The sequence below is a fragment of the Aquabacterium fontiphilum genome (genome assembly GCF_009909205.1).
Taxonomy (GTDB): domain Bacteria; phylum Pseudomonadota; class Gammaproteobacteria; order Burkholderiales; family Burkholderiaceae_C; genus Aquabacterium; species Aquabacterium fontiphilum.
This window is the reverse complement of record NZ_JAAAPN010000003.1, coordinates 21,583-40,559: the sequence shown is the minus strand read 5'-3', so window position 1 is coordinate 40,559 and position 18,977 is coordinate 21,583. Positions and strand designations below refer to the sequence as shown.

General features: G+C 65.0%; 18 protein-coding genes and 1 tRNA gene. 14 read left to right on the top strand and 5 right to left on the bottom strand.

Features of this window, described 5'->3' with window-relative positions; translation table 11 throughout:
* Together GTZ97_RS03965 and GTZ97_RS03960 are read left to right on the top strand one after the other, a co-directional pair.
* Complete coding sequence (locus tag GTZ97_RS03965) at positions 1-747, top strand: fused MFS/spermidine synthase (RefSeq protein WP_161649235.1); 747 nt, start codon at positions 1-3, stop codon at positions 745-747.
* Positions 748-771: 24 nt separating this feature from the next.
* Positions 772-1,311 carry an NUDIX domain-containing protein gene (locus tag GTZ97_RS03960; protein WP_161649234.1) on the top strand — a complete coding sequence of 180 codons (540 nt, stop codon included), beginning with the start codon at positions 772-774 and terminating at the stop codon, positions 1,309-1,311.
* Between the two features lie 15 nt (positions 1,312-1,326).
* Here the strand turns inward: GTZ97_RS03960 and GTZ97_RS03955 are convergent, their stop codons facing one another.
* Positions 1,327-2,286: a response regulator gene (locus tag GTZ97_RS03955; RefSeq protein WP_161649233.1), complete on the bottom strand. Its 960-nt coding sequence runs from the start codon at positions 2,284-2,286 to the stop codon at positions 1,327-1,329.
* A gap of 20 nt (positions 2,287-2,306) precedes the next feature.
* On the bottom strand, positions 2,307-5,858 hold the full coding sequence (locus GTZ97_RS03950; RefSeq protein WP_161649232.1) for a hybrid sensor histidine kinase/response regulator: 3,552 nt from the start codon (positions 5,856-5,858) through the stop codon (positions 2,307-2,309).
* A gap of 98 nt (positions 5,859-5,956) precedes the next feature.
* Here GTZ97_RS03950 and GTZ97_RS03945 point away from each other — a divergent pair, with 98 nt between their 5' ends.
* From GTZ97_RS03945 to GTZ97_RS03910, 8 genes are all read left to right on the top strand, one after another.
* Entirely contained in the window at positions 5,957-6,259 is a 303-nt protein-coding gene (locus tag GTZ97_RS03945; protein WP_161649231.1) for an urease subunit gamma, read from the top strand.
* 115 nt (positions 6,260-6,374) lie between these two features.
* Positions 6,375-6,554, top strand: coding sequence for a hypothetical protein (locus GTZ97_RS03940; RefSeq protein ID WP_161649230.1), 180 nt, complete (start codon positions 6,375-6,377; stop codon positions 6,552-6,554).
* Complete coding sequence (locus tag GTZ97_RS03935) at positions 6,554-6,859, top strand: urease subunit beta (RefSeq protein WP_161649229.1); 306 nt, start codon at positions 6,554-6,556, stop codon at positions 6,857-6,859. Before GTZ97_RS03940 ends, GTZ97_RS03935 begins: the two co-directional genes overlap by 1 nt.
* Before the next feature lie 14 nt (positions 6,860-6,873).
* Entirely contained in the window at positions 6,874-8,601 is a 1,728-nt protein-coding gene (gene ureC / locus GTZ97_RS03930) for an urease subunit alpha (protein WP_161649228.1), read from the top strand.
* A gap of 15 nt (positions 8,602-8,616) precedes the next feature.
* Positions 8,617-9,303: an urease accessory protein UreE gene (gene ureE, locus GTZ97_RS03925; protein WP_161649227.1), complete on the top strand. Its 687-nt coding sequence runs from the start codon at positions 8,617-8,619 to the stop codon at positions 9,301-9,303.
* A gap of 21 nt (positions 9,304-9,324) precedes the next feature.
* A complete protein-coding gene (locus GTZ97_RS03920) occupies positions 9,325-10,101 on the top strand; it encodes an urease accessory protein UreF (RefSeq protein WP_161649226.1) in 777 nt (258 codons plus the stop codon).
* The gene (gene ureG / locus GTZ97_RS03915) at positions 10,098-10,742 is read left to right on the top strand and encodes an urease accessory protein UreG (protein WP_161649225.1); all 645 of its coding nucleotides are present in this window, start codon (positions 10,098-10,100) and stop codon (positions 10,740-10,742) included. The genes GTZ97_RS03920 and ureG overlap by 4 nt, the downstream gene beginning before the upstream one ends.
* A gap of 34 nt (positions 10,743-10,776) precedes the next feature.
* Positions 10,777-10,851: transfer RNA gene (locus GTZ97_RS03910), tRNA-Arg, on the top strand.
* Here the strand turns inward: GTZ97_RS03910 and GTZ97_RS03905 are convergent.
* Entirely contained in the window at positions 10,811-11,128 is a 318-nt protein-coding gene (locus GTZ97_RS03905; protein WP_236651025.1) for an H-NS histone family protein, read from the bottom strand. The two genes, GTZ97_RS03910 and GTZ97_RS03905, sit on opposite strands and share 41 nt — an antisense overlap.
* Before the next feature lie 320 nt (positions 11,129-11,448).
* Here GTZ97_RS03905 and GTZ97_RS03900 point away from each other — a divergent pair, with 320 nt between their 5' ends.
* Positions 11,449-13,098 (top strand): methyl-accepting chemotaxis protein, encoded by a 1,650-nt coding sequence (locus GTZ97_RS03900; RefSeq protein ID WP_161649224.1) that lies wholly within the window; start codon positions 11,449-11,451, stop codon positions 13,096-13,098.
* 30 nt (positions 13,099-13,128) lie between these two features.
* On the top strand, positions 13,129-14,106 hold the full coding sequence (locus GTZ97_RS03895; RefSeq protein WP_161649223.1) for a sodium-dependent bicarbonate transport family permease: 978 nt from the start codon (positions 13,129-13,131) through the stop codon (positions 14,104-14,106).
* 2 nt (positions 14,107-14,108) lie between these two features.
* On the opposite strand, the gene parC is transcribed toward GTZ97_RS03895, so the two are convergent.
* A complete protein-coding gene (parC, locus tag GTZ97_RS03890; protein ID WP_161649222.1) occupies positions 14,109-16,433 on the bottom strand; it encodes a DNA topoisomerase IV subunit A in 2,325 nt (774 codons plus the stop codon).
* A 24-nt stretch (positions 16,434-16,457) separates the two neighbouring features.
* Complete coding sequence (locus GTZ97_RS03885) at positions 16,458-17,405, bottom strand: integron integrase (protein ID WP_161649221.1); 948 nt, start codon at positions 17,403-17,405, stop codon at positions 16,458-16,460.
* 342 nt (positions 17,406-17,747) lie between these two features.
* Between GTZ97_RS03885 and GTZ97_RS03880 the strand changes: the two genes are divergently transcribed.
* Positions 17,748-18,086 (top strand): antibiotic biosynthesis monooxygenase family protein, encoded by a 339-nt coding sequence (locus GTZ97_RS03880; RefSeq protein ID WP_161649220.1) that lies wholly within the window; start codon positions 17,748-17,750, stop codon positions 18,084-18,086.
* A gap of 161 nt (positions 18,087-18,247) precedes the next feature.
* Positions 18,248-18,904, top strand: a complete 657-nt coding sequence (locus GTZ97_RS03875) for a hypothetical protein (RefSeq protein ID WP_161649219.1) — start codon at positions 18,248-18,250, stop codon at positions 18,902-18,904.
* The last annotated feature ends 73 nt before the right edge of the window (positions 18,905-18,977 follow it).

Genomic DNA, 18,977 nt, shown 5'->3' with positions numbered 1-18,977 from the left:
ATGCCCGATACGCCTGTTCACGTCCACACCAACCGCCAGACCCGCTCGCTGAGCCTGTCGACCACGTTGATCCAGAGTTGCATGCGGCTGGACGCGCCGGACGACCTGGTGCTCGACTACACGCGGGCCATGATGGGCGCCTTGCTGATCGCGCCGGCACCCAGATCGGTGTTGATGATCGGCCTCGGCGGCGGATCCATGCTGAAGTACCTGCACCGGCATGTGCCTGCCGCAGACCTCACCACCGTCGAGATCAACCCCGCGGTGATCGACCTGCGCGAAACCTTCTGCATCCCGCCTGACGATGCACGCCACCGCATCGTCTGTGCCGACGGCGCGGCCTTCCTGCGTACGCCGCCTGCACGGTACGACCTGATTCTGGTCGATGGCTTTGACGGCCAAGGGGTGCCCGAGGCGCTGTGCAGCCGCGGTTTTTACCAATCCGTGCGCCGGGCGCTGTCGCCCGAAGGGCTCATGGTGGCCAACGTGCAGGCGGAAACCGCACAGGCGCGGTTGATTCGCCAGCGCATCCACAAAGCCTTTGATGGGCAGATCATCTCCGTCGAGTCCGACGAAGGCGGCAACGACATCGTCACGGCCGCCAGCGACCGCACGGTGCTGGATGCCGCGCTGGCTGACTTCCCCGGCCGCTGGGCGGCGCTGGCGCCCGTCCACCAGGCCACGCTGGGTGCCGCGTCCAGCCGCATCGAGCGGGCGCTGATGCGGCGGGGTGGGCCGGCAGGCTGAGCGCGCTTGCCCTATGCTGGGCGCATGCGCTTTCAATACTGTCCTCAATGCGCCACCCCACTCACCACGGTCGCCCCTGCCGCCGCTCCTGATCTGGACGGCGTGACCCGGCTGCGCTGCCCCGACCCGGCCTGCGGCTACATCCACTGGGACAACCCCGTGCCGGTGGTGGCGGCGATTGTGGAGCACGAGGGTGACATCATCCTCGCCCGCAACGCAGCCTGGCCCGTGCCCTTCTATGCGTTGATCACGGGCTTTCTGGAGCGACACGATCCCAGCCCGGCCGACGCCGTGCTGCGTGAGGTCAAGGAAGAGTTGGGGCTGGACCCGGTCGGGCCCGCCAGCTTCGTCGGGCATTACGCATTCACCAGGCAGAACCAGCTCATCCTCGCGTATCACGTGGTGGCCAGGGGCAGCATTGTTCTGAACCACGAACTGGTGGACTACAAACGCATTCCCCCGGCCAAAGCCCGCTACTGGCCCGCCGCCACCGGCCTGGCCCTGCGCGACTGGTTGATCGCCCAGGGACACACCCCTGAACCGCTGCCGCTGCCGGCGCTGTGAAGGGCAACGGCCCCCTCAGCGGGCCTTGAGCAAGGCCACGCGGCTCATGGCCAGGCCGGCTGCAGCCGTGCGTGTCTCTACCCCCAGCTTGGCAAAGATGTGTTCGAGTTGCTTCTTGACGGTGGCCGGGCTGCTGCCCAGGATGTCGCCGATGTCGCGGTTGGTCTTGCCTTTGACCACCCAGTACAGCACCTCGGCTTCGCGCGTGGTCAGCTTGAACTCGAGGCTGAGTGCCTCCATGGCGGCCTGATCCGAGCTTTCCTGCATCACCAGCAGCCACTCGTCGTCGCCGGTGGGCTGATGCAGCGCAAAGCTCAACCGACGGTTGCCCAGGTTGACCACCCATGCTGGCGGCACGGCGGGCGCCTGCCCCTGAGCAATGGCCTGCGCCATGCGCGGCGCGTGGACCATCAGCCAGTCGGCCAACTCGGCGGGCGCAGCCGTCTCCGGCACATCGAAGAAGGTCTGCATGAGCTTGCGGGCCAGCGGCGTCTGCCACAGGATGCGGCCATCGCTGATGCGTACCGTCATCGAGGCATGGCCGAAGGCATCGAGCGCATTGCGCGCCTGGCGCGCCTGGCGGGCGCTGTGCATGTGGGCCTCGATGCGGGCCAGCACCTCGCGCGGCCGGATGGGCTTGACCACGTAGTCCACCCCGCCGGCCTGAAAGGCGGCCACCACGTGCTCGGTCTCACTGAGGCCGGTCATGAACACGATGGGAATGTGAGTGGTCTCCGGCTGGGCCTTGAGCCGCCGCGCCACCTCGAAGCCGTCCATGCCCGGCATGATGGCGTCGAGCAAGACGATGTCGGGCACGGCCTGGGTGGCCCGCTGCAGGGCCGCTTCGCCATGCGTGGCCACCAGCACGGTGTAGCCGGCCTCGTCGAGCGCATCGTGCAACAGCGACAGGTTGTCAGGCACATCGTCAACGATGAGCACGACATCGGTACGGCTGCGATCAAGGCGTTCGAGCATGGTCCTGCGGGTGGGTGCGGTCAGGATTGTGCCTGCGTCAGGCTGGCTTTGACCGACGCGGCCAGGGCGTCGAGCTGAAACTGGCGCGCCCAGTCCCGATGGCGGCGCACAAAGGCCTCGCATTGCGGCTCCGAGGCCGCGATCTGGTCAAGCACCTTGTGCACCCCGCGCACATAGCCGGCATGAATCTGGTCTTCCAGCGTCCGCAGCGCCTCGACCGAGGGAAGCGGTTCCGCCGCGGTCGGGCTGCGTTCGCCACTGGCTGGCATCGCCGTGGATGCGGCACCCGGCAGGCCCGCCGGGCGCGCCGCCTCGACCCATTGCAGCGCCAGTCGCAGGCCCAGCCAGTCGAGCAACTCCGGCACCCGCACCGGCTTGACGATGAAGTCGTCCGCGCCGATGCCCACGTCGTTGTCCAGCGCCTTGTCGAACGCATTGGCCGAGACGATGGCCACGGGCGCGTCGGTCAGCCGCTCCTCGCGGATGGCGCGCAGCGTGTCCCAGCCGTCCAGCCCCGGCATGGCCAGATCCATGAAGATGGCGTCCGGGTGCTGCGAGGTCGGCAACTGACGAAGCTGATGGAGACACTCCAGGCCCGAGGGCAAGGGGGTCACCTCAAAGCCCAGCGGCTCCAGGATGCGCACGATGAGCCCGCGGTCGGCTTCTTCGTTGTCGACCGTCCAGACGCGACGGCGATCGCCCACATAGCCGATGCGCTGCCCGCGGGGCATGGCCTGCGCCACCTCGGCCCGGCGCACCTGGGGCAGGAACAGCCTGATGCGGAAGGTGGTGCCCTGCCCCAGCACGCTGTGTACCGTCATGTCGCCACCCATCAGGTCGGTGAGCATCTTGCTGATGGTGAGTCCCAGGCCGGTGCCGCCGGCAGGCGCCCCAGCGGCGGAGGAGCCTCGCGCAAACGGCTCAAAGACCTTGTCGAGTTCGGCCTGTGCAATGCCCGGCCCGGTGTCGCTGACTTCGATGTGCGCAATCTCGCGCGCGTAGCGCACACGCAGCGTGACTTCGCCGCTCTGCGTGAACTTGACGGCGTTGCCGAGCACATTGATGAGGATCTGGCGCACCCGCCGCTCATCGGCCCGCACGGCCTCAGGCAAGGCCGGATCGATGTCGGCCACGAAGCGCAACTGCTTGGCCCGGGCCTCGTGTTCGATGAGGTCGGTGATCTGGCGCAGCAACTCACCCAACAGCACCGGCTTGACGTCCAACGTCAGCTTGCCGCTTTCGATGCGGGCAATGTCCAGCGTGCCTTCGATGAGCGACAGCAGGTGGTCGCCCCCGCGCTTGATGACGCCAACAGCATGGCGCACGTGCTCAGGCAGCTTGAGGTCTTCATCGAGCAACTGGGCGTAGCCCAGGATGCCGTTGAGCGGCGTGCGCAACTCGTGGCTGATGGTGGAGATATAGCGGCTCTTGGCCTGGTTGGCCTGCTCGGCCGTCTGCTTGGCCTGCTGCAGCTTCTCGTCGGTGATGCGGTGCAGCTCGATCTCGCGCACGAGCAGGTGCGTCTGGCGGTTGGACTCCTCTTGTGCCACGGTACGGCTCTTGTGCGTGAGCACCACCCACCAGCTCACCACGCCCACGATCAGCAGCAGTGCCGCGAACAGCTTGATCAGGGTGTCGCGCAACATGCCGGCCGCCACCGCGTGCGCCCCCGCCTCCATCAGGCCCATGTCCTTGAGCTGCTGCTGGTAGACGAGCCCGAACAGGGCCGCCAACAGGGGGGCCAGCACCAGCATGATGAGCAGAAAGTGGCCCAACTCGGTGTCCACCCTCTGCCAGACCGGACCGGGCATCAGTCGCGTGGCCAGCGCCCGCCACTGCACGGCCCACCGCGCGTGGGGCTTGCATAGGTCCTGACACCGCGCATCGAGCGAGCAGCACAGCGAGCAGATGAAACCCTGATAAGCCGGGCACTGCGCAATGTCGTCGGCCTCGTACTCGCGCTCGCACACCGTGCAGCGGTGCAGCGCCTTGAGGCGGATCACACGTGACAAGGGTGCGCCCTCGTCCAACGGGGGCGCAGGTGTCGTGACGCAGCCCACATTCAGCGGTGCGCGCGCCAGGTAGTAGCGGCCGCCGGTCGCCCAGGCGATCAAGGGCGAGGTCACAAACGCGACCACCATGGCAATGACGGCCGAAAACGCCTGGGCCACCTCGCCCATCCAGCCCACATGCGCCAACATCGACACGAGCGAGGCCAGGATCATGGCCCCGACACCCACCGGGTTGATGTCGTAGAGATACGCCCGCTTGAACTCGATACCACGGGGCGACCACCCCATGGGCTTGTTCACAACCAGATCGGCCACCACCGCCATCATCCAGGCGATGGCGATGTTGGCGTACAGGCCCAGCACCTTGCCCAGAGCCTGAAACACGTTGAGCTCCATCAGCAGCAGGGCAATCAGCGCGTTGAACACCACCCACACCACCCGGCCGGGGTGGCTGTGCGTGACGCGCGCGAAAAAGTTCGACCAGGCCAGCGAGCCGGCGTAAGCGTTGGTCACGTTGATCTTGATCTGGGAGATCACGACGAACAGGGCGACCGCCGCAATGGCCCAGGTCTGGTGGCTGACCACCATTTCCCAGGCCACCAGATACATCTGGTTGGGGTCGAGCGCCTGCTCGACGGGAATCGCATACTGGATGGCCAGGTAGGCCAGCAGGGCCCCGCCCAGCATCTTGGCCACGCCCATGATGACCCAGCCCGGCCCACCGATGAACACATTGGCCCACCAGCGCCAGGCCTGCCGGCCCGCGCGCGGCTCGGGCATGAAGCGCAGGTAATCGGCCTGCTCGCCCATCTGCGTGATCAGCGCGATGCCCACGGTCAGCGCCGAGCCAAAGGCCAGCAGGTCGAACCCACTGTGCGTGCCGGTCTTGCCCGCATAGCCCGCCAGCTCATCGAGGATGCCGGGATGTGCCTGGAACACGTACACAAAGGGCACGACGAGCATGATCAGCCAGATTGGCTGGGTGAGCACCTGTAGCCAGCTGATGATGGTCACCCCGTGTGTGACCAGCGGGATCACCACCAGCGCACAGATCAGGTAGCCCCAGGCCGGCGGGATGTCGAACGCCAACTCCAGCGCGTAGGCCATCACCGCGGCCTCCAGCGCAAAAAAGATGAACGTGAACGAGGCGTAGATCAGCGAGGTGATGGTCGAGCCGATGTAGCCGAAACCTGCCCCGCGGGTGAGCAGGTCCATGTCGACGCCATGGCGCGCGGCATACACGCTGATGGGCCAGCCGGCCAGCAGGATGATGAGACCGGTGGCCACGATGGCCCAGAAGGCGTTGACGAAACCGTACTCCACCAGCAACGTGGCGCCGATGGCCTCCAGCACCAGGAACGAGGCCACACCAAAGGCTGTGTTGGCCACCCAGGCGCCACGCCACTTGCGCGCAGAGCGGGGGGTGAAGCGCAGCGCGTAGTCTTCCAGCGTCTCGTCAGCCACCCAGCTGTTGTAATCCCGACGCACCTTGACCACCCGCTGGGGCGCTTCCTGGGCGGGGGCGCCCGAAGGTGGAGGAAACTGGTCTGGCTCTTGCATGATGGCTGTCTGACTGGGGCAGCATGCAACGCAAGTTCAATGCCGCCCATCCATTCCGCCGGCCGGGCCATGGCAGGCCGCAAGTACGCATAACGCTCATGGAACTCACTCCCCGCGAAAAAGACAAGCTGCTGATCTTCACAGCGGCGCTGCTTGCCGAACGTCGCAAAGCCCGCGGCCTCAAGCTCAATTACCCCGAGGCCGTCGCACTGATCACAGCCGCGATCATGGAAGGCGCACGCGATGGCAAGACCGTGGCCCAGCTCATGAGCGACGGCAAGACCGTGCTCACGCGTGAAGACGTGATGGACGGCGTGGCCGACATGATCCCGGAGATTCAGGTCGAGGCCACATTTCCGGATGGCACCAAATTGGTGACCGTGCACCAACCCATTGCATGACGCGGCAGATGGTCACCCCTGCTGACAGGCTATGCACCACATTGGTTCAATTCGTTTTCAATTGACGTGCGCCACGCCGCCCTCCAGTGGCCCACGTCGTACCGCGAGCCCCAACATGACGCACCTTCGCACCGTTCTGACCGCCGCTTCGCTGGCCTTGATCACCCCCCTGTCCTTGGCCCACGAGGGCCACGGGCTGCCCGGTGCGGCCCACTGGCACGCCACTGACGTGCTGGGCTTCATCGCCGTGGGCGCCGTCGCGGTGGCGCTGATCTGGTTCAAGGGGCGCAAGTGATGCAGCCCGGCGAACTGCTGACCGACCCGGGCGACATCGACCTCAACCCCGGACGCCGCACGCTGACCCTGGTGGTCGAGAACGCAGGCGACCGGCCCATCCAGGTCGGCTCCCACTACCACTTCGCCGAAACCAATGGCGCACTGCGCTTCGACCGTGAGGCGGCACGCGGCATGCGGCTCAACATCGCCTCGGGCACGGCCGTGCGCTTTGAGCCCGGACAGCAGCGCACGGTCGAACTGGTCGACTTCGCTGGCGACCGCACCATCTACGGCTTTCGCGGCCTGGTGCAAGGCAAGCTCTGAAAGACACACGCAAGATGGCAAGCATCCCCCGACGCGCGTATGCCGAGATGTTCGGCCCCACCACCGGCGACCGCGTGCGCCTGGCCGACACCAACCTCATCATCGAAGTCGAGCGCGACCTCACACTGCAAGCCGGTGGCTATGGTGAAGAGGTCAAGTTCGGCGGCGGCAAGACCATCCGCGATGGCATGGGCCAGGGCCAGCGGCCCAACGGTCCGGCCGCGGGCGATGCGTGCGACTGCGTGCTAACCAACGCCCTGATCGTGGACCACTGGGGCATCATCAAGGCCGACATCGGCATCAAGGCCGGCCGCATCGTCAAGATTGGCAAAGCGGGCAACCCCGACGTGCAACCGGGCGTCGACATCGTGATCGGCCCAGGCACCGAGATCGTGGCGGCTGAGGGCATGATCGTCACGGCCGGCGGCATCGACACGCACATCCACTTCATCTGCCCGCAGCAGATCGAAGAGGCGCTGATGAGCGGCGTGACCACCATGATCGGCGGCGGCACCGGCCCCGCAACCGGCACCTTCGCCACCACCTGCACGCCGGGGCCCGACAACATCGCGCTGATGCTCAAGGCGGCCGAGGCCTTCCCAATGAACCTGGGCTTTCTGGGCAAAGGCAACGCCTCGCGCCCCGAGGCCTTGCGCCAGCAGGTCGACGCCGGCGTGATCGGCATGAAGCTGCACGAAGATTGGGGCACCACGCCTGCAGCCATCGACACCTGCCTGAGCGTGGCCGAGGAAACCGACATCCAGGTGGCCATCCACACGGATACGCTCAATGAATCGGGTTTTGTGGAGGACACCGTGGCCGCGTTCAAGGGCCGCACCATCCACAGCTTCCACACCGAAGGCGCGGGCGGTGGCCACGCGCCCGACATCATGAAGGTGGTGGGCGAGCCCAATGTGCTGCCGTCATCGACCAACCCGACGCGCCCCTTCACGGTCAACACCATCGACGAGCACCTCGACATGCTCATGGTGTGTCACCACCTCGATGCCTCGATCGCCGAAGACCTGGCCTTCGCCGAAAGCCGCATCCGCCGCGAGACCATCGCCGCCGAAGACATCCTGCACGACCTGGGCGCCATCAGCATGTTCTCGTCTGATTCGCAGGCCATGGGCCGCGTCGGCGAGGTCATTCTGCGCACCTGGCAGACGGCCCACAAGATGAAGGCCCAGCGTGGCGCACTGCCCGGTGACACCGCACGCCACGACAACGCGCGCGTCAAGCGCTATGTGGCCAAGTACACCATCAACCCGGCGCTGGCCCATGGCATCGCGCACGAGGTGGGCAGCATCGAAGAGGGCAAATGGGCCGATCTGGTGATCTGGAAGCCGGCCTTCTTCGGCATCAAGCCCAGCATCATCATGAAGGGCGGCTTCATCGCAGCCGCCGCCATGGGCGACCCCAACGCCTCCATCCCCACCCCGCAGCCGGTTCATTACCGGCCCATGTTCGGCGCCTTTGCCGGCGCCATGTCACGCACCTCGCTGACCTTCATGAGCCAGGCCGCCATTGCGGCCGGCCTGCCCGAGCAATACGGCCTGAGAAAGACCATTGTGGGCGTCAAGGGCTGCCGCACGGTGAAGAAGGCCGACATGGTGCACAACAGCTATCTGCCGAAGATGGAGATCGACGCGCAGACCTACCAGGTGCGTGCCGACGGGCAATTGCTGGTGTGCGAGCCGGCCACCGAACTGCCCATGGCGCAGCGTTACTTCCTGTTCTGACGCACACTGTCGGGCATGCTGACCGTCAACAAACTTCTTCCGCAAGGCCAGGGTCTGGCCCCCGTGCTGCTCAAGCGCGCCGCCACCGTCGAGCTCGACTGGGACGTGCGCCAGAAAAGCCGTTTTGACGCCACCGACAGCCAGGGCCGCGTGCTCGGCGTCTTTCTGCCGCGCGGCACCGTGGTGCGTGGTGGTGACGTGCTGGTCGCCGAAGACGGCTCGATGATCCGCGTGGTGGCGGCCCCGCAGCCGGTGCTGGTGATCACGCCCTGCGCCGAGCACGGCTCGCCCTTTGATCTGGTGCGCGCGGCCTACCACCTTGGCAACCGCCACGTGCAAATCGAGTTGCAGCCCGACCACCTCAAGATCGAACCGGACCACGTGCTGGCCGACATGCTGCGGTCCATGCACCTGACGGTGCGTGAGGCCGCGCTGGGCTTCGAGCCGGAAGGCGGGGCCTATGCCAGTGGCGGACATGCGCACGGCAGCCATGGTCATGGGCACGACCATGGACATGACCACCACGGCCACGCGCACGCCAACCCGCCGCACGGTGCGCCGGGACACGTCCATGGCCCGGGGTGCAGCCATGGGCACCACGAGGCGGAGCCCGCATCCGCGCCTGCTCGTGGCAAACCCATCGGCATCGCCGTGAAGGCCGCGCCCCATGTCCACGGCCCAGGCTGCGGCCACGATCATTGACGCCGTGCCGCCCCCACAAGCATGACCTCATCCGCGTCCCATCCGCCGAGCCTGGGCGCCGCCGCACGGCTCCAGCTGATGTGGCTGGCCTCGCCCGCCCTGCCGGTGGGCGGCTTCAGCTACTCCGAAGGCTTTGAGTCGGCGGTCGACTCCGGCCGCGTGGGCAACGAAGCACAGGCGCGCCAGTGGCTGCTCGATCAGCTGCAACTGACGCTGGCCCGCAGCGACCTGGCCGTGGTGGCCCAGGCTGCGCCCGCGTGGCAGGCTGGCGACCTGGCCCGCGTGCAGGCGCTCAACGACTGGGTGCTGCAGACGCGTGAAACCAGTGAGCTGCGCCTGCAAACCGAGCAAATGGGCCGGTCCCTGGTGGAATGGCTGCGCAACCGCGTGGGGGGCGCGCACGTGCCGGATACCGATACCCGGCTCGCCGCCTGCGCTGGGCTGGCGCCCGCACCCAGTTGGCCTGTGGCCTTCGCGCTGGCCGTCGCCCAATGCCTGCCGGCCATGGCTGCCGCCGCCACCGGTGGCGATCAGGCCCTGTCACAAGCGGCCCTGCGCGAAGCGCTGCTGAGCTTTGCTTTCGGCTGGGCCGAGAACATGACCCAGACGGCGATCAAGGCCGTACCCCTGGGCCAAAGCGCCGGCCAGCGCATCCTGCAGGCGCTCGTCGACGCCATTCCGCCCGCCATCGACCATGCCCTGTCCTTGGCCGATGGCGAACGACAGGCTTTCGCCCCGATGCTGGCCATCCTCAGCGCCCAGCACGAAACCCAGTATTCCCGCCTCTTCCGATCATGAGCGACCTGCATCACATTCCTGGCCGAACCAAGAAGCTGCCCCCGCTGCGCGTGGGCGTGGGGGGGCCGGTCGGCTCCGGCAAGACCACCCTGCTCGAGATGCTGTGCAAGACCATGCGCGAGCAATACGACCTCGTGGTGATCACCAATGACATCTACACCAAGGAAGACCAACGCCTGCTGACCGTGGCCGGCGCGCTGGATCCGGACCGCATCATGGGCGTGGAAACCGGCGGCTGCCCGCACACTGCGATCCGCGAAGACGCCTCGATCAACCTCGAGGCCGTCGACCGGATGCTGGCCAAATACCCCAACGCTGACATCGTCTTCATCGAGTCGGGCGGCGACAACCTGGCCGCCACCTTCAGCCCCGAACTGTCTGACCTGACGATCTACGTGATCGACGTGGCCGCAGGCGAGAAGATCCCGCGCAAGGGCGGCCCAGGCATCACCAAGAGCGACCTGTTCGTGATCAACAAGACCGATCTGGCGCCCCATGTGGGCGCCAACCTCGAGATCATGGAGTCCGACACCAAGCGCATGCGGCCCACGCGTCCGTTCGTGATGACCAACCTCAAGACCCAGGCGGGCCTCGCCGACGTCATCGCCTTCATCGAAACCAAGGGCATGCTCAAGGCATAATGCGCGTCGCTGCACCCTCCGGTGCGCTGGCCCGCTCTCTGTAGTTCAATGGATAGAACGGCCCCCTCCTAAGGGGCAGATACAGGTTCGATTCCTGTCGGGGAGGCCAGTTGCTGCGCCCCCGGTGCCATGGCACCAGCGCGCAGTTCTTCGACCGTGTAGCCCTCCTTGGTCAGGGCGTGGCGCAGCCACTGGGGCTGCGACCCTTCTCCGTCCCAGGTGTCGCCCGTACGTGGGTGCCGGTACTTGGGCACAGCCTCCACCGCCGCCGGCGGCGCACAAAATCGGTCGGCCTGGTCAAGCACCAGTTCGTCGGCTTCGATCTGCCAGAAATCCACCAGCTTGCGCACCGAGCGCAGCACGGCTTCTTGTTCTGCGGTTCTCATGAAGGTCATCATGCGGCAAGGGCACCGATCTGCAACAGCATGCGGCCATGCTATCAAATCCGGACGCATGACGGCGTCCGCGCTGAAGTCGCCTTGACGACAGCGCGTCAGGCTTCACGGCGAGCCAGCACGCCGCGTGCCTGCCTGCGCTGTGCAGTTTTTCCTTTCTTGACGCAGATCATGCTGGAGCGCCATGTGCAACTTGATGGACATCAACGTCAACGGAAAACAGCCGATATCACAATCTGGCCAACCGGTGCCACCCCCTTCAGCATCAGCGCCCTTGCCGCCTGTCATTGAAGCCTCAGTGCTTGACCGTCATGAGACACAACCTGCCCGTCACCCCGCACGAATACCCGTTTCCCCCCGGTGAAACACTGGTGTCCACCACGGACTTGCAAGGCCGCATCACCTACTGCAACCCCGCATTCATTCGCGTCAGCGGCTTTACGCGCGAGGAGTTGCTCGGACAACCCCACAACCTCATCCGCCACCCCGACATGCCGGAAGAGGCATTCCGCGACATGTGGGTCACCATTGCACGCGGCAAACCCTGGTCGGCGATGGTCAAGAACCGGCGCAAGGATGGCAGTTTTTACTGGGTGCAGGCCAATGTGACACCCTTGTTGCAGGGTGACCAGCCCCAGGGGTACATGTCCGTGCGGACCGAGCCCTCTCGCGAGGCGGTGGCCGAGGCCGAGGCGCTGTACGCCGTCATGCGGGCAGAGAAAGCCGCCGGCGCGCTGCGACATGTGCTGCGCGGTGGACGGGTGGTGGAGCAGACGCTGGTGGGCCGCCTGCGCGAACGCGCCAGACTCGGGTTGGCCGGCCGGCTGATGCTGATCTGCAGTCTGGTAGCCCTGCTGGCCTTCATGCTGGGCTGGGCCAGTGCCCACCCTGACTGGGACGGCCTCCCTCCGTACATGACCTTGCCCCTGCTGATGCTGACCGTCATCGGTGCCGCTGGACTGGTCAGACAACTCACCATGGGACCGATGCACCGCCTGGTGGGCATTGCCAACCGCATGGCGGCGGGCGATCTGACCCAGCGCATCGACATCGACCGCGACGATTTGGTGGGCCAGCTCATGCGCAGCCTCAACCAGCTGAGCGTCAACCTGCGCTCCATCGTGCGTGACGCGCGCACCGGCGTGGACGAGCTGTTGCACGCCACGCAGGAGATCTCCGCCGGAAACCAGGATCTGTCTGCCCGCACCGAGTCGCAGGCGGGCAGCCTGCAGCAAACGGCCGCATCCATGGAGCAGATCACCGGCACCGTGCGTCACAGCGCGGACACGGCCCAGCAAGCCGCAAACCTGGCCGACGACACGCTGGACGTCACCCGACGCAGCAGCGCCGCTGTCGAGGACGTCACCCAAACCATGCAAGGCATTGAAGAAGCCTCACGCCGTATAGGCGACATCATCCAGGTCATCGACAGCATTGCTTTCCAGACCAACATCCTCGCCCTCAATGCGGCGGTCGAGGCCGCGCGTGCAGGCGAGCAAGGGCGTGGTTTTGCCGTTGTGGCGTCAGAAGTCCGTGCGCTCGCGCAACGCACGGCCACAGCAGCCAAGGAAGTCAAGCAGCTCATCACCGACTCATCCGAGAAAGTACGAGAAGGCAGCGCGCTGAGTCAGGCCGCCCGCAGCACCATGCACCAGGCCTTGCAGGCCGTTGAACAGGTGGGCACCCTCGTGGGCAGCATCAGCACCGGCGCTCACGAGCAGCTGTCGGGCATCTCACAGGTCAATGACGCCGTCGCCCACATGGACGGCATCACCCAACAGAATGCCGCCGTGGTGGAGCAGATCGCTGCAGCGTCCATGAACCTTGCCGGCCATGCCAGACAGGTGGCTGAAACCGTCCAGGTGTTCCGCCTCGACACCACCGACATCCAGCGGCAAGCCGACGCGGTCGCGCTGCGCAAGGCGATGCGGGCCAAGCTCGGACAGGCCGGAGGGGCATAACATAGCGGCTTTGTCCGATCCGCTTGTCCCATGCCCGGCTTACAGAACCTGCTCGACCCCGCCATCCTGTTCTTCCTGTTCGGCATCTTTGCCGGCGTGGTGCGGTCGAACATGGAGATCCCGCAGGCGATTGCGCGCTTCCTGTCGTTGTACCTGCTGATGTCCATCGGCCTGAAGGGCGGATTTGCACTCGCCAAAAGCGGCCTGGGTGCCAGCGTGCTGCTGGCCCTGCTGGCCGCTGCCATCCTCTCGCTGGTCGTGCCCATCATCGGCTATGCGCTGCTGCGTCGCAGCCTGAGCCCGTTCAATGCGGCCGCCATCGCGGCCACCTACGGCTCGGTCAGCGCCACCACCTTCATTGCCGCCACACAGTACCTGAGCCTGCAAGACATCGAGTTCGGTGGTCACATGTCGGTTGCGCTGGTGCTGATGGAATCCCCCGCCATCCTGATGGCCATGGGCCTGGCAGCCTGGGCACGCAGGCGCCAGCACACCCGAGCAGCCGTGCCAGAGAACGCCCCGACCTTCGGGCATGTGGTGCACGAAGCCTTCACCGATGGCTCGCACCTGCTGCTGCTGGGTAGCCTGGCCATTGGTGCACTGACCGGCGACCAAGGCAAGGCCATGATGGAACCGTTCTCGGGGGCGCTCTTCAAGGGCATGCTGGCCATCTTCCTGCTCGACATGGGCTTGCTGGTCGCACGCCAGTTGCCCACCCTGCGCCAGGTTCCGCCTTACCTGCTGCTGTATGCAGTCCTGGGCCCGCTGGCCCACGCTGCACTGGCCGTGGGCCTGGGCTGGTCGTTTGGCCTGCCCCAGGGCGACACCACGCTGCTGGCCGTCCTGGCAGCCAGCTCGTCCTACATCGTCGTGCCGGCCGTGCTGCGTCAAGCCATCCCAGAGGCCCAGCCGGCGCTGTACCTGGGGATGTCGCTGGGCGTCACCTTCGTGTTCAACATCCTTGTCGGCATTCCACTGTACACGTGGGTCATCCAACAGTGGTGGTGACTTCAGCCCAGTGCCTGGATGCGTGACACCTTCTGGAATGCATCCACTGCCTTGCCCTTGCGCGCCCGCTTACCCACGTGGGCCTGGAAGGCCGAGTTGCGCACATCCTCTTCCTTGGGCTTGGCGCCGCGGGTGGTGCCGATGACACGCACCCCCTGGTGCACCGTGGCTGCAGCGATCAGCGGCGTCTTCTTCGGGTCGACATCCATCAAGGTCAGACCCCGCCCCCCATTGGGTTGCAGCTTGAGCTCGTCCAGGCCGAACACCAGCATGCGGCCATCCTGACTCACACAGGCCACCTGCGTGTGCGTGGGCGCCACCCGCACGGGCGGCAGCAGGGTGTCGCCCTCGTCGAGCGACAGGAAGGATTTGCCCCCCTTCTGCCGCGTCATCAGGTCACCCAGCTTGGCCAGCAAGCCGAAGCCGCCCGAGTTCGCCAACAGCACAGTCTGCTCCGGGTTACCGGCCAGGTAGTGCATGGGTTGCGTACCGGACTCCAGGTCGATCATGGTCGTGATGGGCTGACCGTCGCCCCGCGCACCTGGCAGCGCGCTCACCGCCACGCTGTAGACGCGGCCGTTGCTGCCCAGCACGATGAGCGGATCGATCGTGCGGCATTCAAACGTGCCGTACAAACCATCGCCCGCCTTGAAGGCAAAGCTCGCGGCGTCGTGGCCATGACCGGTGCGAGCGCGCACCCACCCCTTCTGACTGATCACCACCGTGACCGGCTCATCGAGCACCTTGACCTCGGCCACGGCGCGCTTCTCGGCCTGGATCAGTGTGCGACGCTCATCGCCGTACTGCTTTGCGTCGGCCTCGATCTCTTTGACAACGGTGCGCTTGAGCGCGGCCGGACTGCCGAGAATGTCTTCCAGGCGCGATTGCTCGGTCCGCAAATCGGAGAGCTCCTGCTCGATCTTGATGGCTTCCAGCCGCGCCAACTGCCGCAGCCGAATCTCGAGGATGTCTTCCGCCTGCCGGTCACTGAGCTGGAACCGCTCGATCAGCGCGGCCTTTGGCTCGTCGCTGTTGCGGATGATGTGGATCACCTCGTCGATGTTGAGCAACACCAGCTGCCGGCCTTCCAGCACATGGATGCGGTCCAGCACCTTGCTCAGGCGATGCTGCGTGCGCCGCGTGACGGTTTCCATGCGGAAGCCGATCCACTCGCTCAGGATCTGACGCAGGCTCTTCTGCATGGGTCGCCCGTCGGCGCCCACCATGGTCAGGTTGATGGGTGCAGATGATTCCAGGCTGGTATGGGCCAGCAAGGTGGTGATCAGCTCCTGCTGATCCACCGTACGGCTCTTGGGCTCGAACACCAGGCGCACCGCCGCATCCTTGCTGGACTCATCCCGCACCGAATCCAGCACCGACAGGACAGTGGCCTTGAGCTGGGTCTGCTCGGCCGTCAGGGCCTTCTTGCCGGCCTTGACCTTGGGGTTGGTCAACTCCTCGATCTCTTCGAGCACCTTCTGCGCGCTGGTGCCGTGGGGCAGCTCGGTGACCACCAACTGCCACTGCCCGCGCGCCAGGTCTTCGATCTTCCAGCGCGCGCGCACCTTGAGGCTGCCGCGTCCGGTTCGGTAAGCTTCCTGGATGTCCTGCGGCGCAGAGATGATCTGCCCGCCACCTGGAAAGTCGGGCCCAGGGATGAGTTCGGCCAGCTCGCTGTCGGGCAGTTGATCGTTCTTGATCAGCGCCACCGCTGCGGCGGCTACCTCGCGCAGGTTGTGGCTCGGGATTTCCGTCGCGAGGCCGACGGCGATGCCACTCGCGCCGTTGAGCAGCACGAACGGCAGGCGTGCGGGCAGCTGACGCGGTTCGTCAGTCGAGCCATCGTAGTTGGGCACGAAGTCGACCGTGCCCATGTCGATCTCGTCGAGCAGCAGGCGAGCAATCGGCGACAGGCGCGCCTCGGTGTAGCGCATGGCCGCCGCGCCATCACCGTCGCGCGAACCAAAGTTGCCCTGCCCATCGATCAGCGGGTAGCGCAGCGAGAAATCCTGCGCCATGCGCACCAGCGCCTCGTACGCCGCCGAATCACCATGGGGATGGAAACGGCCCAGCACGTCGCCAACCACCCGGGCGCTCTTGACGGGCTTGGCACCACCGGCACCAGCGAAGGCCAGCCCCATCCGCTCCATGGCGTACAGGATGCGACGCTGCACGGGTTTCTGGCCATCGCACACGTCGGGCAGCGCACGGCCCTTCACAACGCTCAGGGCGTATTCCAGGTAGGCCCGCTCGGCGTAGTGGGCGAGTGTCAGGGATTCGCCGCCATCGCTGGGCGGCCGGGCAAATTCAAGCGTTTGCTGAGACATGGGGATCTGAATGACAAGCCGCGCCTATTGTGCCTGCTGTGGCGTGCCGGGCCGGCCGCCCGCCCCGTGAAGTGACACGCCCCAATGGCTGTCGCGTTGCACCATGGCGTCCAGCGGGCTGGCCACCCCACCGCCGCCGACTTTGAGCACATGCGTGTAGATCATCGTGGTGCTGACATCGCTGTGACCCAGCAGCTCTTGCACGGTACGGATGTCGTACCGGGCCTGCAGCAGGTGCGTCGCGAAAGAATGGCGAAGCGAGTGCGGTGTGGCCGCTTTCGCTATCTGCGCCACGCCCAACGCTTTCTTGAAAGCCCGCTGAAATGCCTGATCCTGCGCGTGATGTCGCCGCTCATCACCGGTTCGGGGGTCGACAGACAGCTCGGGCTGCGCGAATACCCAGAACCATGCCCAGCTGTGGCCGGCGCGCGGGTTCTTGCGATCGAGCGCATGCGGCAGGTAGACGGGCCCCCTGCCGGCGTCACGATCAGCTTGCCACCACAACTGGATCTGCTGCAGATGCGCTCGTAAGGGGAGCACCAGCGAATCCGGCAACATCACGGTGCGGTCCTTCGCGCCCTTGCCCTCGCGCACAACGATGGCGCGATGTTCAAAGTCGATGTCCTTCACGCGCAGGCGCAAACCTTCCATGAGGCGCATGCCCGTACCATAGAGCAACTGCCCAAGCAGGCGGTGTTGCGGCGGCAGCGCGGCCAACGCTTGCTTGTGGGTGTTGCCTGCGATGCTGCGCTGATTAACCAGATGGCGCAAGAAGGCCTCGACCTCGTTGGCACCCATCTCAAGCGGATGGCGCAGGCCGTGAAACCGGATGAACGCCTTGATCCAGTAGAGGTAGGCCTCTTCGGTGCGCCGGCTGTAGTGCAGGTAACGGATCCGCTCACGGACCTGATCGAGCAATCGGCCGGAGGGCGACGCCGTGGACGCGGTGTGGTGAAGATTCGTCGCAACCATGGCGCAACAATACTGTACAAATAAACAGCCCATGCATCCCCCTCAAGAGGGGGCCGCAACCGCACCAGGATTGCACTCCGGGAGGCCGACTTGTAGGCTATGGTTCATCCATCAGAACACCACGCCGGATAACCTGGGAGGACCATGCAAAGAACCGACGCTTTCATGAGGCGTGACAGGCACTTGGGCGCCAGAAACACGCCGAGGTTATCCGTCACTCCGGCCCCTACCTCACAGGTTATGCGTCACGTTTGGCGGTCGAAACCGTCATTTGTGACGTCTATATCCAGTTAGGCTCTCACAAAACAATCGCTGCGGTTCTGGCTCGGCCATAAATCAGGCATGTACACATCCACCTTCACTTTCGCCAAAGGCGAGTACGACGCAGAGTTCCACGAACTCGATCAAGCCATTGCTCGCACCGCCCAGTCCATTCCCGGCTACATCGGTGAAGAATCATGGGAGAACCCCCAGACGGGCCTCATCTCCAATGTGTACTACTGGGAATCCATAGACGCATTACAAGCGCTCATGAAGCACCCCGATCACATCAAAGCCAAACAGCAACAGGCTCGCTGGCTGAAGGGCTATCAAGTAGTCATTGCGCAAGTCGTAGGCACTTATGGTGACAAACTCATCAGCCACCCGCTTTCAGGTCGTAGCGACGCGCAACGCCAATAAGGGCAACGCAATGCTCAAACCTTCCACTCCGCGCCCCAGCCTAACTGTCAGGTCAACTCGGACGCAACCAAGGGCCATGCCTTCGGCATTTTCATGGCCCTTGGTTGTACCCTCCGCCCTGGCGGGCTCCGGCGCCGGTTACCTTGGTAGTTAGGCTATTCATGAGTTCGCATCAAAATCCATGGATTGCGCTCCCAACGGAGGCACCCTTCGTACTTCCGTGTGACCGCCCATTCGTCGATCAGTACAACAAAAGTACAAAGGCAAAAAGCTTTCGCATTCATACGAGCCTCTTGCCAGAGCCATTTCACGGCAACCCGGGCGCGCCTGTCGTTGTTCTCTTGCTGAATCCTGGCGTTGGCACACAGGAGGACAAGCTGCACAAAAATGCAGCTTTCGCTCAGGCGCTTCGAAGCTCAATCACACAAGGCGCCAGCGTTGAGCACTTCCACCTGGTTGATGAATCCAAAGGCCCGGGGTACGTCTGGTGGAAAAAGGCCTGCAGGGCCTTGGAGCAGGTTGAATCGCTTCCCAGTCGACTACTGAGTGTTGAGTTTTCACCTTATCACTCGAAGTCTTTTGGCCATGGCCATCTTCGACTTCCATCGCAAGAGTATTCCTTTCAGCTAGTCAAGCAGGCTATGCAACGTGAGGCGCTCATTGTTTGCATGCGAGGTCAAAGTCTTTGGTTCGGCGCCATTCCAGAGCTCGCAACGTACGACCATCTCCTTAACTTAAGAAATCCAAGATCCGCGTCGCTATCACCAGGCAATCTCAATGGATTCGATCAGCTTCTTACAGCAGTTAATGGCGGCTGAATAAATGAACGTATTCGCACATATCCCCAGCCTAACTGGTTGTTCAACAGGGACGTCGCTGCTTCGCATCGCC

Coding starts and splice junctions, on each gene's coding strand:
- GTZ97_RS03965 (WP_161649235.1), top strand. CDS start 1: ATGCCCGATACGCCTGTTCACGTCCACACCAACCGCCAGACCCGCTCG.
- GTZ97_RS03960 (WP_161649234.1), top strand. CDS start 772: ATGCGCTTTCAATACTGTCCTCAATGCGCCACCCCACTCACCACGGTC.
- GTZ97_RS03955 (WP_161649233.1), bottom strand. CDS start 2,286: ATGCTCGAACGCCTTGATCGCAGCCGTACCGATGTCGTGCTCATCGTT.
- GTZ97_RS03950 (WP_161649232.1), bottom strand. CDS start 5,858: ATGCAAGAGCCAGACCAGTTTCCTCCACCTTCGGGCGCCCCCGCCCAG.
- GTZ97_RS03945 (WP_161649231.1), top strand. CDS start 5,957: ATGGAACTCACTCCCCGCGAAAAAGACAAGCTGCTGATCTTCACAGCG.
- GTZ97_RS03940 (WP_161649230.1), top strand. CDS start 6,375: ATGACGCACCTTCGCACCGTTCTGACCGCCGCTTCGCTGGCCTTGATC.
- GTZ97_RS03935 (WP_161649229.1), top strand. CDS start 6,554: ATGCAGCCCGGCGAACTGCTGACCGACCCGGGCGACATCGACCTCAAC.
- ureC (WP_161649228.1), top strand. CDS start 6,874: ATGGCAAGCATCCCCCGACGCGCGTATGCCGAGATGTTCGGCCCCACC.
- ureE (WP_161649227.1), top strand. CDS start 8,617: ATGCTGACCGTCAACAAACTTCTTCCGCAAGGCCAGGGTCTGGCCCCC.
- GTZ97_RS03920 (WP_161649226.1), top strand. CDS start 9,325: ATGACCTCATCCGCGTCCCATCCGCCGAGCCTGGGCGCCGCCGCACGG.
- ureG (WP_161649225.1), top strand. CDS start 10,098: ATGAGCGACCTGCATCACATTCCTGGCCGAACCAAGAAGCTGCCCCCG.
- GTZ97_RS03905 (WP_236651025.1), bottom strand. CDS start 11,128: ATGAGAACCGCAGAACAAGAAGCCGTGCTGCGCTCGGTGCGCAAGCTG.
- GTZ97_RS03900 (WP_161649224.1), top strand. CDS start 11,449: ATGAGACACAACCTGCCCGTCACCCCGCACGAATACCCGTTTCCCCCC.
- GTZ97_RS03895 (WP_161649223.1), top strand. CDS start 13,129: ATGCCCGGCTTACAGAACCTGCTCGACCCCGCCATCCTGTTCTTCCTG.
- parC (WP_161649222.1), bottom strand. CDS start 16,433: ATGTCTCAGCAAACGCTTGAATTTGCCCGGCCGCCCAGCGATGGCGGC.
- GTZ97_RS03885 (WP_161649221.1), bottom strand. CDS start 17,405: ATGGTTGCGACGAATCTTCACCACACCGCGTCCACGGCGTCGCCCTCC.
- GTZ97_RS03880 (WP_161649220.1), top strand. CDS start 17,748: ATGTACACATCCACCTTCACTTTCGCCAAAGGCGAGTACGACGCAGAG.
- GTZ97_RS03875 (WP_161649219.1), top strand. CDS start 18,248: ATGAGTTCGCATCAAAATCCATGGATTGCGCTCCCAACGGAGGCACCC.